The sequence below is a fragment of the Halodurantibacterium flavum genome (assembly GCF_042681825.1).
In the GTDB taxonomy this organism is placed as follows: Bacteria; Pseudomonadota; Alphaproteobacteria; order Rhodobacterales; family Rhodobacteraceae; genus Halodurantibacterium; species Halodurantibacterium flavum.
The window spans coordinates 268,736-282,812 of the sequence record NZ_JBHUGH010000006.1; the positions used below are offsets into that span (position 1 = coordinate 268,736).

Annotated in this window: 15 protein-coding genes; 10 read left to right on the top strand and 5 right to left on the bottom strand. The window is 61.1% G+C overall.

The features are described 5' to 3' along the window. The first annotated feature begins 81 nt into the window (after positions 1-81). Together ACFSGJ_RS09790 and ACFSGJ_RS09795 are read left to right on the top strand one after the other, a co-directional pair. Positions 82-1,023 (top strand): toll/interleukin-1 receptor domain-containing protein, encoded by a 942-nt coding sequence (locus ACFSGJ_RS09790; RefSeq protein ID WP_390261155.1) that lies wholly within the window; start codon positions 82-84, stop codon positions 1,021-1,023. A gap of 178 nt (positions 1,024-1,201) precedes the next feature. Beyond that, entirely contained in the window at positions 1,202-1,723 is a 522-nt protein-coding gene (locus tag ACFSGJ_RS09795) for a hypothetical protein (protein ID WP_390261157.1), read from the top strand. A gap of 100 nt (positions 1,724-1,823) precedes the next feature. On the opposite strand, the gene ACFSGJ_RS09800 is transcribed toward ACFSGJ_RS09795, so the two are convergent. From ACFSGJ_RS09800 to ACFSGJ_RS09815, 4 genes are all read right to left on the bottom strand, one after another. Then, positions 1,824-2,843: a nucleotidyl transferase AbiEii/AbiGii toxin family protein gene (locus tag ACFSGJ_RS09800; protein ID WP_390261158.1), complete on the bottom strand. Its 1,020-nt coding sequence runs from the start codon at positions 2,841-2,843 to the stop codon at positions 1,824-1,826. Then, a complete protein-coding gene (locus tag ACFSGJ_RS09805) occupies positions 2,836-3,429 on the bottom strand; it encodes a DUF6088 family protein (RefSeq protein ID WP_390261159.1) in 594 nt (197 codons plus the stop codon). Before ACFSGJ_RS09805 ends, ACFSGJ_RS09800 begins: the two co-directional genes overlap by 8 nt. Positions 3,430-3,564: 135 nt before the next feature. Next, a complete protein-coding gene (locus ACFSGJ_RS09810; RefSeq protein ID WP_020043354.1) occupies positions 3,565-3,828 on the bottom strand; it encodes a pyocin activator PrtN family protein in 264 nt (87 codons plus the stop codon). 237 nt (positions 3,829-4,065) lie between these two features. Then, positions 4,066-5,460 (bottom strand): hypothetical protein, encoded by a 1,395-nt coding sequence (locus tag ACFSGJ_RS09815; protein ID WP_390261161.1) that lies wholly within the window; start codon positions 5,458-5,460, stop codon positions 4,066-4,068. A gap of 276 nt (positions 5,461-5,736) precedes the next feature. On the opposite strand from ACFSGJ_RS09815, the gene ACFSGJ_RS09820 reads away from it, so the two are divergent. The 8 genes from ACFSGJ_RS09820 (at position 5,737) to ACFSGJ_RS09855 (ending at position 13,080) form a co-directional block, all read left to right on the top strand. Next, positions 5,737-6,699, top strand: a complete 963-nt coding sequence (locus ACFSGJ_RS09820) for an ArdC family protein (protein WP_390261163.1) — start codon at positions 5,737-5,739, stop codon at positions 6,697-6,699. Beyond that, a complete protein-coding gene (locus tag ACFSGJ_RS09825; protein WP_390261165.1) occupies positions 6,696-7,091 on the top strand; it encodes a DUF2958 domain-containing protein in 396 nt (131 codons plus the stop codon). The genes ACFSGJ_RS09820 and ACFSGJ_RS09825 overlap by 4 nt, the downstream gene beginning before the upstream one ends. Before the next feature lie 109 nt (positions 7,092-7,200). Continuing rightward, on the top strand, positions 7,201-7,689 hold the full coding sequence (gene radC, locus ACFSGJ_RS09830) for a RadC family protein (protein ID WP_390261167.1): 489 nt from the start codon (positions 7,201-7,203) through the stop codon (positions 7,687-7,689). Between the two features lie 116 nt (positions 7,690-7,805). After that, on the top strand, positions 7,806-9,935 hold the full coding sequence (locus ACFSGJ_RS09835) for a ParB/RepB/Spo0J family partition protein (RefSeq protein WP_390261169.1): 2,130 nt from the start codon (positions 7,806-7,808) through the stop codon (positions 9,933-9,935). A 671-nt stretch (positions 9,936-10,606) separates the two neighbouring features. Next, positions 10,607-10,813, top strand: a complete 207-nt coding sequence (locus tag ACFSGJ_RS09840) for a cold-shock protein (protein ID WP_390261204.1) — start codon at positions 10,607-10,609, stop codon at positions 10,811-10,813. Continuing rightward, positions 10,810-11,049, top strand: coding sequence for a hypothetical protein (locus tag ACFSGJ_RS09845; protein ID WP_390261170.1), 240 nt, complete (start codon positions 10,810-10,812; stop codon positions 11,047-11,049). The genes ACFSGJ_RS09840 and ACFSGJ_RS09845 overlap by 4 nt, the downstream gene beginning before the upstream one ends. A 471-nt stretch (positions 11,050-11,520) precedes the next feature. Then, positions 11,521-11,772, top strand: coding sequence for a DUF982 domain-containing protein (locus ACFSGJ_RS09850; protein WP_390261171.1), 252 nt, complete (start codon positions 11,521-11,523; stop codon positions 11,770-11,772). Between the two features lie 159 nt (positions 11,773-11,931). Next, positions 11,932-13,080, top strand: a complete 1,149-nt coding sequence (locus tag ACFSGJ_RS09855; RefSeq protein WP_390261172.1) for a GAF domain-containing sensor histidine kinase — start codon at positions 11,932-11,934, stop codon at positions 13,078-13,080. 2 nt (positions 13,081-13,082) lie between these two features. On the opposite strand, the gene ACFSGJ_RS09860 is transcribed toward ACFSGJ_RS09855, so the two are convergent. Continuing rightward, a complete protein-coding gene (locus tag ACFSGJ_RS09860; RefSeq protein WP_390261173.1) occupies positions 13,083-13,445 on the bottom strand; it encodes a response regulator in 363 nt (120 codons plus the stop codon). Between the last annotated feature and the right edge of the window lie 632 nt (positions 13,446-14,077).

The window sequence follows — 14,077 nt, forward strand, 5'->3', positions numbered from 1 at the left end:
TCAAGCGCTACAGGCAGTGTCTCACGCAGGTAGCGCTTCGGGTATATCATGAACAAACATTAAACATTTTGAGTTGAGCAGATGCGGGCATTCATTTCTTATTCTCATAACGACAAGGCCGCGCTTGATCGGCTGCACGTCCACCTCAAGAACCTTACAAGGGAAGGGCGTATTGAGACCTGGTATGATCGCAACATCTTGGCTGGTGGCGAACTGGACGCTGAGATTGAACGGGAACTAGAGGCTTCCGACCTGTTCCTGCTTCTAGTGAGCCCCGACTTCATCGCATCAGACTACTGTGTCGAGCGCGAAATGAGACGCGCGCTTGAACGCCACGACGCAGGGACCGCCCGTGTAGTGCCGATCATCGTGGAGGAATGCGATTGGAAAGCGATGAGGGAGTTGCGCCAACTGAAGGCCGTGCCAACGGACGGCAAGGCGATCAGTGCATGGGCCAATCCAAACACCGCTTACCTAAATGTCGTGCAGGAGCTTCGACGCATCATCGAAGCTGAAGCCGTACCAGCAGCTGCGGCGAAAGTAGCCGATGAGCCGTCGGCCACACGCCCCTCGATGGCACGCTACCGCGCAAAGCGGCAGTTCGACCACATCGACAAGGGTGATTTCCGCGATGCTGCCTTCGCCACCTTCAAGGATTACTTCCGACGAGCGATCATCGAAATCGACTCAATCGATGGATTTCGCGGACGTTTCGTTGACAGAAGTGCGAGCTCTTTTGGGGCAACAGTTGTCAACAGCGGACATCGAAATGGTACGGCCCATATCTCAGTGCACTGCCGTAGCTCGCAGGTCGCTCTGGGCGATATCTACTACTCGTTCAGCGAAAACGCTGGTGACAACACAGCGAATGGCGGTTTCAATATTTCGGCCGATGATTACGAGCAATTCCTGATTCAAACCATGAACGTCTTCGGCAAAGCTGACGAACGGCTGACTCCAGAGCGAGCGGCTGAGGTGCTCTGGAATGAGTTCATTGGTAACGCAGGTATCAGCTATGACTGAGCGTGTTCATTTCCGCTGCAACAATTGTGGGCACCGTTTCGAAGTCGAAGTGCTTGATGAGTACGAACGTCGCGAGGCTCGACGTGAAAAGCGGCCGACTAGCGCGGTGCATTGTCCCGAATGTCACCGTACCGATATTCGGCGGGGCTGGGATTGATCGATCTTCGGAGGGCTGTACATGCGAAGCACGTTGAACGCCAGATCAGCGATAATCGCCGAGGAGCCGAAAGGTGCCTTGTTTCTCCTCAAGAGATACGGTCACCAGGCGATCTTTGGCATTAAGCTTTCTGAACCATTGGAGCAGCCTAACAGCAAGCCGACAGTTCTGCTTTTGAATCCAGACTTCGGGCGCGCGGGCGAAGCCGACTGGCATCGGGTATTCCAGTGGGAAGCGGATGAGTGGTGTGTTTCATTCGGGACGGACTGGATAATCCAGCCCGATTTCGCGACATCTGCGCTGTCTGAGATAAACGACCCGCAGCCAAGGGCATGTCTGACGATCGGCCCCCCGGGCATTCATTTCCGTGCGGCACCTGGCGAAGGATTCCGAGCCAGCTATCGCCATTTTATTCACGTGGATACGTTGGATCTGGTCAAAGATCTCAGTAATTCATCCTTCCATCTTACAGGATACAGAATTTTCCTGAATCGAGAGGATTGGGATAATGGGCGTGCCCCAATCTATCAGCATGGCGTTTAGGTTTTGGCTGCCGTTTGCTTTGGTTGGTCAGAGGGCCCTGACAACGACCTCTTGATAAGGCTAGGTATTTCAGCTGGCTCTTATTTTCCGCGTAAATGCCTTAATGAAGCGCTCGGCACTTTGCGCGCTCGGCAATGGATGCGCAACGTTCGATGAGGTCGTCGAAACGCTCGGCGTCTTCAAGCAGGAGACCGTCGTGGACCATATGCGCGTAATCGGCCGCGAGCGCGGTGCGAGCCTCTCCGTTTGGAGCCAGTTGCAGATTGCCGTGAACCGCGGCTTCATAGTCCACGGGGGTTCCGCCGGCCGTCTTCTCCGGGAAGAACATACGCTTGTGCCGCGCGACTGCTGAGGCGAGGTCTCGGTCGGAAATAGCCACATCCGCGATGCCTGCATCGTCGAGGCGTACCAGGTCATGCCAATGGCGCGCGAAGCGCTCCCCGCGGAGCCGTCTCTGGACGCAGAAGACATGGATCGCCGTGGCTTTCTCCCAAAATGTCCGCTCGGCATGCATTACGCGCGGTGTCGCGGTCGGAAAGGTCACGCCCTCAATCAGCCCGTTTGCGTCGCAGGAGACGTCACGCGGGCTCGCCGGTTCGCCCGTCGACCTCGCACCGAATTCCAGCATGACGCTGGGGGCGACATAGCCGGAGCCAGAAGAGGCGGCCTCGTAATCGATGAAAAGCTTGTCGCCATCTGCCCGTGTCGAGGCTGATAGCCCTTGCGCTGCAATGGCGTCCTGTATCAAGGGCTGCGTCGTTTCGACGACCCATTTCGGCAATCTATCCCGAACAGCTTTCGACCAGCGCTTTTCCTCACTACGTGTGGTTGGCAGGGCTTCGGCGTGTTCTCCCACCAGATCAGGTGCGATTGCCCGTATGTCATAGGTCAGATCGACATCTTCAGAGAAGCGCTGGATCACCCCATAGGCTTTGGAAAGGGATGTTCCGCCCTTGAAGACGAGGTGCTCACCGAGCTCGGAACTGAAGAGGGTCTGAAGGGCCCAGACAACCCAGACGTCCTTTTCGAGCAGGTGCGCGGGCCGCCCGGAGCGATCAGCAACTACGGCCAGGGCGTCCTTGCGGTCGGCAGACGACAACGACAGGAAGGGCTCAGACATGCGCCGTCTTTACGACGCTGCGTGCAAGCCAGGTCGGGAACTGCGGTGCAGCAATTACCAATTCGTCAAAGGCCGCTGCCGGCAGTTTCTGCTTCAGCGATCTAAGAGCTGTCTCTGCCTGTTCCGGCCCGAGCCAGGCCAGGGCGCGAACAGCACTGCCTGCCGGCCGCTTCCCAAGGGCAAGCTGCCATCGGGGAGCGTGGCGCAGTTCGACGAGTTGTTTGCCCAAGGAGAGCGTGCGGCTGCGACCCGAGGTCAGGTACACGGAGCGAACAGGCACTTGCGTGGTCAGCCCGAGCGCATTCGCTTCAGCGGCGCCGGTTGGAACGATGACTTCGCCACGTTGCGCCGCGAGGGCCTCGACAGCCTGTTCCACGGACGGCGCGCGCGTTCCAAACCGGCTTTTGATCGGTCGCAGGTAAACGCCGCGCCCGGCACGGATCAACTGGCCGCGCTCGGCAAGGCGCGACAAGGCCTGATCCACACCGGCACGGCTGCCGAGGTGCAACAGGCCCTTTGCGGCAAGTGGCGCTCCTTCCGGAAGCCCTTCTGCATGGGTCAATATCTGTTCGGCAAGGTGCTGCATGATCGTTCTCCTGTCAGAAATATACGCAGCTTTCTGACAGAATTCAATCCATGCTGTCGGACAAGGCGAGGAGGGTGGTCGCTTGGTGCCATGGGTAGCAGGCAGGTCTTTGGCGATTTTCAGAGGGGAACATGCTTATCGAAGGCCCTGCAGTTGCAGGCATTCCTTGACGGCTGCAGCCCGCCGCTTGTCTAGGTACTCGGCCAAATCGTCGATATGGACGCCTTTGGCGCATTTCTGGGATGCTTCCATGCGGACGAGGGGGAGGGCGATGGAACCAGCCGAGACTTTGCGGATGAACTTGTCGGTACTCAGACCGAAAAAATCCCTGGCGACATCCTCAGCGGGAATGATCGGTCGCCCGGAATACATTGCTATCAAGAGAAACGCCGTGTTCATGATCCCGGAGTGAAACACGATGGCATAGCTGGGAGAAGGGCGCGCAGCGGGTTGGCGGGGAAGCGGATAGCATGGCGCGCAAATCGGACGGGGGCGTTGGATCGGGGAGATTATCTGAAGCGTCTGAAGGGGTAGGGAATCCGTGCCTGGGTGGTCGTGCATAAGGCGTACCTCGGGCCGCAAATATCCTCGGGTGATCGAATGCGAGCACCTTCGGTGCATTCGGCATGATGCCTTTCACGCTTTTGGACCCTTCGACATCAGTTGCTCTAGGGTCGGCGGTGGGTCCGTGTCGTTTTGGATCAGTGTCTGGGACCAAAGGATCGAGGTTTCGTAGAAACTCCGACACACCGTCTCACCGTCCTGGTCGAACCAGTGTGTTGCCTCCGGCAGAAGCTCAAATGGCAAGGGGTGGTGCGCGAACGGATTGTGAAAGACCTCGATTTCAGCCGACCACGGCTCACTCCCTATCGGCCAGAGGTTGCGATACTCATCGCTGGTCACATCAAGGCAGAACGGGATGCCCCTGAGAGCGCCTGGCGTCCTGTCAAAGAAGTTGCCAATCCGCATGTATCGCAGTCCACTCGGTGCGCCCTGACCCGATACCGCAACGCGATTGAGCTTGGCCATCGAACACGCGTTCGAAAAGATAACTGCGGAGAGCTCGGCATGTCCCGCATCGGCAAACAGGCCGGCGGGAAATCTGGCCTTGCCCTTGAGGTGGGATGCATTCGTCGGACGCGCATGCATGCGCCCGTCGATTTCAACCTCTTCTGCGCCCTCGCCATAGAGATATCCGATCAGTCCTTCCCGGCTCCAGATCATCGATGCCGGTGCCTGAAAGTCCGCAATTGCCAGGGCGAAGGGCTGTCCCTGTACATGCGGCAACTGATCATAGTTGCGAGCAAGCTTGTTGCCGATCGTTTTGGCAAAGCGCAAAGCTCCGGCGCCGAAAAATGCCTCTTCCCGGTCGGCTGGCAAGGCGCTCGGCGGCGCGTTCACATGGTTGTAAGGATCTGCGGGATTGGCCGTTACGGCTTCCACCCATGCCGAACCGCCAAGCCTGTTCTCGATGCGGAAATCCGGGGACTCATATGGTTGGGTCACGAGCAATCCCTGCTCGCGAAACGTCGCCAGCAGCTGCGCCTCCCACAACCGCGTGTGAAAGTTGTTCGTCTGGCAATCTCCTGCCCAGTTTCGATCTGGCTTTGGAAGCGCGAGATAGAGCTGGTTGAGCGTCCATGCCGCGGGGCGATGGGACGGCAGCGTCAACGTCGCGAACACTTCGCTCGCCGTCCTCCCTTCCAGATCATAGAGCGCGGGCCGCTGCATGACGCCGGGTGGAACAGGTTCCGGAGGCTCGCCGTCTTTCAGGAGAGGTGGCAACTGGGCGAGGGCTTCTTTTTCAGCGGCATAGCCTTCCCGCTCGGCCGTCACCGTCCAGACTTGGTCGGTTCGCCGCCGCATGACCAGCACCCCATAGGAGCGATCGTTCAGATCGTGCCTGAGAATGCCACATGAGAGACCGTCTTCGCTGAGCCATGCGGCGACAGGGGGCCGGTTTCCGAACCCATGCCCCTTGGGAAGGGACAGCGCATAGATGCTGAATTCCCATTGCGGTAGCGCTCTCAAAACTTCGTTCCGTCAACTCAATTGGGGGGCGCCGATTGAGCGTTTCAAGTCTGCTTCCACGACGTCTAGAGACATCCAGTCCTAGTCTTTAATGTCCTCGGTGAACAGCCGGGAGGGGAAAGCCTTCCCCCTGGTCGGCACTGGCGTTGCCGACGCACCCCCATCAGCGGGGAGACCCCGCAACGCCCCCTTCAGAGTGAAAGTGCGGGCGGGTTTTCCGTGACGGGTTGAGGGCTGGAGGAGAGGCCTCCGGCGCCCGTCGCGGAGATCATCCCGATGGCCAGAGAGCATCGCGCGGCCCGCAAGAGCGGTCCGCGCACGAACCTTTATGACGACATCACCGACAAGATCATCGCCGAGCTGGAGGAAGGCCGGCTGCCCTGGGTTCAGCCCTGGGGGACGGCGGCGGCGCAAGCGCCGCTCGCCATGCCGTGCAACGCCAGCACAGGTCGGCAGTATTCCGGGATCAATGTCCTGATCCTCTGGGGCGCGGTCATCCAGCAGGGCTATCCAACGCAGCACTGGCTGACCTTCCGCCAGGCGCTGTCGCTCGGCGGTAATGTCCGCAAGGGCGAGCGGGGTACCACCGTCGTCTATGCCGACCGTTTCACGCCTGAAGACGAGAAGCGCCGCGCCCGGGAGAGCGGGGAAGACGCGAACAGCATCCCGTTCCTGAAGCGCTTTACCGTGTTCAATGCTGCCCAATGCGAGGGACTGCCAGACGACATTGCCATCGAGGCGCCGCCACCGCCGCCCGGGCTGATCGAGCCGCGGGTCGAAGCACTGATCGCCGCGACTGGTATCGACTTTCGGATCGGTGGCAACCGCGCCTTCTATGTTCCCGCGCTCGATTACGTGCAGGTGCCACCTCCGCAGGCCTCTTTCGAGCCAATCAACTGGCACCGGACCGCCCTGCACGAGATGGGGCACGCGACAGGACATGCCTCACGGTTGGGGCGGGACTTCTCGGGGAGTTTCGGCACGAAGACATACGCTTTCGAGGAACTAATCGCCGAGATTTCGAGCGCGTTCTGCTGCGTCTCGCTCGGCATCGTGCCGACGGTGCGCCACGCCGATTACATCGGTTCCTGGCTGGAGGTGTTGCGCGAGGATTCCCGCGCGATCGTTCGTGCAGCCTCGCAGGCCAGCAAGGCGGCCGACTGGCTGCTCGCCCATCTGCCCGACGACAGCGCCGATGTTGATCGGCAAACCTCGACGGACGGGAGGGCCGCGGCATGATCCTTCTGACGGCGTCACAACGCGCGCAGCTTTTGGCCAATGGTCGCCAGGCTGACACCGACCACATTCCGATCGTGAAGTTCTTCAATCCCTTCGGCGCCGGTGTCTGGCTTGCGACCGAGCTCGACGAGGACGGCGACATCATGTTTGGCCTGGCCGACATTGGCTACCCCGAACTTGGCTCCTGGAGCTTTGAGGAACTGTGCTCGATCCGGCTGCCCTTCGGCATGGGAATCGAACGGGATCTGCTGTTCACCGGCGACGTGCCGGTCTCTGTCTGGGCCGACACCGCGCGTCAGACCGGAAGCATCCGCGATGCCGAGCGCCTGCTTTACCGCTCGGGTCGCCTGTCAAACGGGACACGCCCCGATACGGAGCCCCCGCGTTCCTGAGGGGGCAGCAGCTTAGGCGCCGCTCTCTTCGCAGGAAGAGGGCGGCGCTTCTCCTCGTGACGCGGTGAAAGCTCCGGCGCCCGGCCGGCTGCCGTCGGAGAACAGCACCATGACACGAACCATGAGAACACTCACCATCGAACCGCAGCCGCTTCGGTTCTCGGCCCAGGAGCAGGCCGTGGTCTACGAGGCCCGGCAGATCCTGCTGCGCCACCTCAACCAGAACCCGGTCCTGACGTCCTGGCAGGCGGTGCTCGACTATTGCGCGCTCACCATCAGGGGCGATGTGGAGCGTTTCCATGTCCTCTATCTCGATCGCAGGAACCGGCTGATCTCTGACGAATGCCTGGCCATCGGCACGGTCGATCATGTCCCGGTCTATCCCCGGGAGGTGCTGCGGCGCTGCCTGGCGCTCAACGCCTCGGCGCTGATCATCGTCCACAATCATCCGGCCGGCGATCCCGAGCCCTCAGCCGCCGACCTCGCGATGACGAAAGAAATCCGAAACGCCTCTGCGTCCCTGGGGGTGATACTGCACGACCACATCATCACCGGGGCTGGCCGGGAGACCAGCCTGCGCGCCCGCGGCGACCTCTGATGGGTATTCGCGATCATACTCGGCTCGGCCATGAGAGGGAAAGGAGGGTGGGGGTTTCGTGACGGGCTGGTTGCCGGAGAGAGAGGCTCCCCGGCGTCCGTCAAGGAGACCCTGACATGGCCACTGCCACGCAGAAAATCACCCTGTCGTCCTCGCGCGACATCCCCTTCAACAAGCTGGTGCTCAGCCAGTCCAATGTCCGGCGCGTGAAGGCCGGCATCTCGGTCGAGGAACTGGCCGAGTCCATCGCCCGCCGCGGGCTGATCCAGTCCCTGCATGTCCGCCCCGAGCTCGACGCCGAAGGGCAGGAAACCGGCCTCTTCGAAGTGCCGGCTGGCGGCCGCCGCTACCGTGCGCTGGAGTTTCTGATCAAACAGAAACGCCTGAACAAGACCGCGCCGGTGCCCTGTGTCGTCTCGGAGGCCGGAGACGATATCCTGATCGACGAGGTGTCGCTGGCCGAGAACATCGAGCGCGCGCCGCTGCATCCGCTCGACCAGTTCCGCGCCTTCCAGGTCCTTCGTGAGAAGGGCATGAGCGAGGAGGAAATCGCCGCCGCCTTTTTCGTCGATGCCAAGGTGGTGAAGCAACGTCTGCGCCTGGTTTCGGTCTCGCCGACGCTGCTCGAGACCTATGCGGAGGACGGCATGACGCTGGAACAGCTCATGGCCTTCACAATCTCCGACGACCATGCCCGGCAGGAACAGGTCTGGGAGGCGATCAAGGATAGCTGGCAGAAGGAGCCCTATACCATCCGTCGCATGCTGACCGAAACCACGGTGCGGGCCTCCGACAAACGGGCGCTCTTCGTCGGCATCGAGGCCTATGAGGCGGCGGGCGGCTATATGCTGCGCGATCTCTTCCAGCAGGACGATGGCGGCTGGCTTCAGGACCCGGTGCTGCTCGACCGGCTGGCCGGCGAGAAGCTGAAGGCCGAAGCGGAGACCATCGCCGCCGAAGGCTGGAAGTGGATCGAGGTCGCGGCGGATTTCCCCTACGGCCACACCAGCGGCTTGCGCCGTCTGGCCGGTACCACCATCGACCTGACCGACGAGGAGCGTGCCGAGCGTGAGAAGCTGCGGGACGAGTTCGACGCGCTGGAAGCGGAATATGCCCAGGCCGACGAGTTCCCCGACGAGGTTGATGCCCGCCTCGCCGAGATCGAGGAGGCGCTGGAGGCCTTCGAGGCCCGGCCGATGCGCTATGACGCGTACCAGATGGCCCGTGCTGGTGTCTTCGTCAGCATCCGCCACGACGGCCAGCTCGCCGTTGAACGCGGCTATGTCCGTCCCGAAGACGAGGAGACGGAAGGTCCCGAGGGCGATGACGCCGATGGTGCATCTCCCGAAGGCGGCGAGCCTGGCGGCGTCCAGCGCGCTGTCATCACCTTGGGTGGTACGGCGGCCGAATCCGAAGAGGACGAGGACGTCGAAACCATCCGGCCTCTACCCGACCGTCTCGTCAGCGAGTTGACCGCGCATCGCACGCTGGCGCTCCGGGATGCCTTGGCGTCCAACCCGCATGTTGCCATGACGGCGCTACTACACCGGCTGGTCACCGATTGCTTGCTGCCGCACTCCACCAAGGGCTGCCTCGAGGCCCAGGTCCGGGAAGTTCATTTCCCGGCGCAAGCCGACGACCTCGGCGAAAGCGTCTCGGCGCGCGCCATCGCCGAGCGGCACGAACGCTGGGGCGATCACATCCCTGCCGAGGATGTCGCGCTCTGGGACTGGCTGGCCGATCAGGACGATGACACTCGCATGGAGCTGCTCGCCCATTGCGTCAGCTTCGGCGTCAACGCGCTGCACGAGAAGCCCAACCCCTATGGCGGCATGGGCGTTAGCCAGCACGGGCTCGACGTGCGCCTGTCCCAGGCCGACAGGCTGGCCCGGGCGACGGGCCTCGAAATGGTGGCGGTGGGCTGGCGCCCGACCGTCGCCAACTATCTCGGCCGCGTGACCAAGCCGCGGATCATCGAGGCGGTGCGTGAGGGCGCCGGCGAGCGAGCGGCCCAGCTCATCGATCACCTGAAGAAGGGTGACATGGCGGAGGAGGCCGAGCGCCTGCTGGCTGAAACTGGCTGGCTTCCGGAGCCGCTGCGCATGGTGGAGCGCGATGCCGAAGCCGACAGCGCCGTAGATGGCGCAGCGGATGCCGTCGATCTGCCTGACTTCCTCTCCGTGGACGATGAAGACGACGAAGCTACCGAGGAGGAAGACGTCCAGTCGATGGTCGCCGCTGAATGATGCTCAGGCGGGGTGGCCTTCGCTACCCCGTCCACCACTGTCCCGTTTCCCACATCGCCCGGTCCTCGTGACCGGGCTTTTCTTTCTGGTCTTTACGGTGGACATCTCTGCCGCTCCGTGACTGGCTGCCAACTGAGAAGCTCGGCCCAAAGCCGACCTTCTCTGTACTGGTGGGCGCCGCGGCGCGGCTTCGTCAAAGCGGCCGTTCGGGCCCCGCCGCGGCATTCCCAACGGTTCAAGGTCGGCAGAGCGGACCTTTTTGCCGTTCGCCGCGAGTGCTCGATTTGCGCTGCGGCGGCAAAGGCCCTCAGGAGAGAGCGCGGAGAGCCGACCTCCGCGGCGTCTTGGACAAATGCCAGTGATGCGCAGGAAGTGGATGCGGCTCGCGGCGCCCCGTACCTCTCGCGCTTCCGGCAAAGTCGCCGACGTTGGACCGAAGCGCAACCAACAGCAGATCTGGGCGCTCCCGACCCGTGGTCCCGGCTCAGTGACAAGCTAATATCGCACGTAGGCCATTGAAAATCTGTCAGGCGAACACCATCTATAAGAAGCCTAAGTTTCTTCTCTTCGTTATTCCGCCGCCATTGGCTTGGTTTCGGTTGATCGGCTTGGATCGACTATGCCGGGCTGCCGCGATCGTGTGGGCAGCGTTCATCAAGGAGACCACGGATATGGCCAATGGCACCGTGAAATGGTTCAACAGCACCAAAGGCTTCGGCTTCATTCAGCCTGGAAATGGCAGCAAGGATATTTTCCTGCACATCTCTGCCGTCGAACGCGGCGGGATCAGCCGGATTGAAGACGGTCAGGCTGTCACCTTCGACGTCGAGAGCGGTCGTGACGGTCGCGAATCCGCCACCAACCTGGCACTTGCGTGAAGACGAAGCTGGAAGACCTGCTTAAAGGTGTTCCGGCTCAAGAAGGAAACGGTGGGCGGCTCTTGGCTCCCACGGTTTCCGCTTCGGCTGCAAAAGCCGCTGAGCCGGTGACTGCGATAGACAAGACGACCGCAAGCGCAAAGCGCTTGCTTGATGACGAGGCTCTGGTCCGGCACGGAAAAACGGCTCGCCTGAAGGCTGCCCGCGAGGCTCGCGACAAGGGCGAAGACGACTGATCTCCGGCCCCACGCCGCCGCTTTCCACGTTCCTGCCCGCGCGAAATTCTCCGAATGAATTCGTGTGGTTCATCGTAAACAAAACAACACGAGGAGACGGTCATAGGCTATTCCCAGCCGAAAAAGCAACTCGATCTCAAGGAGTTCCTCAGCACTCCTGCGAAGAAACGTCCCAACAATCGCAAGTTTGGCGCAATGAAGCCGCAAGCGGCAGCGTCGAAGCCGACCGCGACGTCGGCAATCGAACCGGACGACGCGGCAAACTGAGCCTTGCGACGTCTCTGCCTCCGGATCCCGGAGCTGCATAACAGGGTTGGTTCCGAGCTTTCGGAGCCGACTGTATCCCCGATGCGGGACTTGGCACGACACACGTCGCGCCGAACAGGCGATCTCCTCCATTTTTGAAGAGCGTTGCGGACTGCCCTGCGGGGCAGGCTTCGCCGGGATCGCGTTAACAGACAAGGGAAACGAATGTTTGAAATACAATGGGGTGCCCCGATCACCCTTTACTCGGCGCACAATTGTGTCGCGGAACGCTTCAGTACGATCGAAAAGGCGCGTCACTGGCTGCGCCGCAACTGGCCGATCGTGGACGATGCGCGTCATGCCGCCTTGGAAAAGATCGACTCTGCCATGGACTGTATGAGCCCGGTGAAGGAAGCACGAAGCGCCTTCGTCGCTGCGGCATTGTCTGCCGGGTTCGTTCCCGACCGCGCGTCCTGAGGCCCGCCGGGCATTCCGAGACGCGCACTCACCAATGGAAGTTCGGTATCAGGTCAAGTACCTTGCGCTGGAACCACTCTTCCGGCCAAACGCATGTTACCCAATATTGATCCCCTCCAAGAAAGCATCCGGCAGGTCGATCTTGTCTCGGATCTTTCCATGATCCTCGATGCCTGCGGCACGGCAGCCGACATGGGGTTTGTCGCTGTCGCCCGCGTGACCGAAGACCGCTGGCTGACATGCGCGTCCCGCGATCAGGTGAATTTCGGCCTGACGCCCGGTGACGAGCTTGATGTCGCAACGACCATCTGCAGCGAAGTACGCGCCTGTCGCAGCAGCGTCATGATTCCGGATGTGGATGACAGCGCGGTCTATCGCGATCACCCCACGCCCCGGAAATATGGCTTCAAGAGCTACATCTCGGTTCCGATCCTCAGAAACGATGGGAGTATCTGGGGCACCCTCTGTGCTATCGACCCTGAACCGCGCGAAATCGGGCCGCAGGCGGAACAGCTCTTCACGATCTTTGCCAGATCAATCGCCCGCGAGCTCGACCGCCAGGACGAGCTCGCCACGGGTCGGCAACAGATCGCAGAGGGTCGCGCCAGCCTTCAGACCGAGCGCGATACTGCACGGCTGCGGGAAGAATTCATTGCCATCGTCGGGCACGACCTGCGCAATCCGATCGCTGCGGTCACATCTGGCTTGCGGATGATCGAGAAACGCGACCTGTCGCCGGAACGCAGGGCGATGCTGGTGCTCGAGATGCAGCGTGCCTTGACGCGGGCCAGCCAGATCATCACCAACCTGATGGATTTCGCCCGCGGCCGCCTTGGTGCCGGGATCGAGGTCAATGCGCCTGAGCCGGTCGATCTCGCGCCGGTGTTCCGTGACGTGATCGGCGAGATCGAGCAGGTTGCCGGTCAGCCCGTGCATTCTTCGATCAACCTGCCGCGTGCGTTGGTCGCCGATCCGCAGCGGCTTGGTCAGCTTTTGTCAAACCTTCTGGGCAATGCCGTGGCCCACGGTGCCCCCAATCAACCAATTACGGTCGACATCGCTGAGCGCGACGGTGAGCTGGTTGCCAGCGTCACGAACCAAGGCATGCCGATCCCGCCGGAGGTGCAAGCGTCATTGTTCCAGCCGTTCTCGCGCAATGAGAGCAAGCAGAAAAGCCTTCAGGGGCTCGGGCTTGGCCTTTATATCGCTTCGCAGATCGCATTGGCGCACGGAGGACGAATTGATGTTTCGTCTTCTGCGGAGGCAGGCACGACCTTCACCCTCCATATGCCAGCCAAGCCTGCCTGAAATCACGGTATCCGAACAAGCGCCGAAACGATGTCGTTGGCTGCCAGGGGTTTTGCAAGAAATGGACTGTGTTGCGGCATCGTATGAGGTTCGGGAGGCGTGCCACCCGACATGATGATGATACGGCAATTGTCAGACCGCCGCCGCACTTCTGATGCGAGGGAGATACCGTTCATTTCACCGGGCATGTCGATATCGGTGACAAGAACATCGACCGCATCGCTGCCGTCCATGACGCGCAGTGCCGTTGCCGCATCTCCCGCTTCCAGAACGTTGTATCCCAAATCCGCAAGACCGAGCGCCAGGTCCATGCGAATTATCGGCTCGTCCTCGACAACGAGGATCGTCAGGCTCTTGTCGATCATGCGGGCGTTCCAATGCTACAGGAGATCTGCAACGCAGCCCGCACTTGCGCGCCCTACGATACCAAGGCCAACGGTTCAGCGGGCCTAGGCGTTCCGTTTTCATTCACATCAGTGACATTTTTCGAGTGAAGCTGACGGGGCAGGCCAAACATCGTTCAGCCCAGTTCCACACCCCGTGACGAATATTGCGGGCTGAACCCGTGGTCGAGGCAAGGCGAAACTGTTCCCCGAAGAGAATGCCCTGCGCCCGGATACGATGATTGGATACACAATACGACCAGATGTCCTCGACCTTTTCAGACAGCGCCGTTGTAATTTAGGCGAGACTTCCCATATGTAGTCCAAGAACTACGCGAATATCCCAAATTTTGAGAGTTTCAGAGAAGAGCGGACCCCGCCGATTGTCCGGCAGTCGCTATCCCACGACCGGAACTCTCATCGGCCTGCGCGTTTCCGTAAAACGACCCTATCCTCAGACATCTGCCCAGCCCGCGTGGACGTGCCTGGTGGGATGGCTGTCAGGCAGATCTGTGCTGCCTCGCCCTTGATCGAACAACTGCAACGACCTCTTGCGAGGTACTGAAAGGATCGTCCGTGAACAAGGACACCCGCCTCTTGTCGATGGCTGACGG

What these genes read in the sequence shown, in the direction of transcription:
- ACFSGJ_RS09820 (WP_390261163.1), top strand. Translation starts at nt 5,737, where the DNA reads ATGGCCAGAGAGCATCGCGCGGCCCGCAAGAGCGGTCCGCGCACGAAC.
- ACFSGJ_RS09810 (WP_020043354.1), bottom strand. Translation starts at nt 3,828, where the DNA reads ATGAACACGGCGTTTCTCTTGATAGCAATGTATTCCGGGCGACCGATC.
- ACFSGJ_RS09850 (WP_390261171.1), top strand. Translation starts at nt 11,521, where the DNA reads ATGTTTGAAATACAATGGGGTGCCCCGATCACCCTTTACTCGGCGCAC.
- ACFSGJ_RS09835 (WP_390261169.1), top strand. Translation starts at nt 7,806, where the DNA reads ATGGCCACTGCCACGCAGAAAATCACCCTGTCGTCCTCGCGCGACATC.
- ACFSGJ_RS09795 (WP_390261157.1), top strand. Translation starts at nt 1,202, where the DNA reads ATGCGAAGCACGTTGAACGCCAGATCAGCGATAATCGCCGAGGAGCCG.
- radC (WP_390261167.1), top strand. Translation starts at nt 7,201, where the DNA reads ATGACACGAACCATGAGAACACTCACCATCGAACCGCAGCCGCTTCGG.
- ACFSGJ_RS09855 (WP_390261172.1), top strand. Translation starts at nt 11,932, where the DNA reads ATGATCCTCGATGCCTGCGGCACGGCAGCCGACATGGGGTTTGTCGCT.
- ACFSGJ_RS09825 (WP_390261165.1), top strand. Translation starts at nt 6,696, where the DNA reads ATGATCCTTCTGACGGCGTCACAACGCGCGCAGCTTTTGGCCAATGGT.
- ACFSGJ_RS09800 (WP_390261158.1), bottom strand. Translation starts at nt 2,843, where the DNA reads ATGTCTGAGCCCTTCCTGTCGTTGTCGTCTGCCGACCGCAAGGACGCC.
- ACFSGJ_RS09840 (WP_390261204.1), top strand. Translation starts at nt 10,607, where the DNA reads ATGGCCAATGGCACCGTGAAATGGTTCAACAGCACCAAAGGCTTCGGC.
- ACFSGJ_RS09860 (WP_390261173.1), bottom strand. Translation starts at nt 13,445, where the DNA reads ATGATCGACAAGAGCCTGACGATCCTCGTTGTCGAGGACGAGCCGATA.
- ACFSGJ_RS09790 (WP_390261155.1), top strand. Translation starts at nt 82, where the DNA reads ATGCGGGCATTCATTTCTTATTCTCATAACGACAAGGCCGCGCTTGAT.
- ACFSGJ_RS09805 (WP_390261159.1), bottom strand. Translation starts at nt 3,429, where the DNA reads ATGCAGCACCTTGCCGAACAGATATTGACCCATGCAGAAGGGCTTCCG.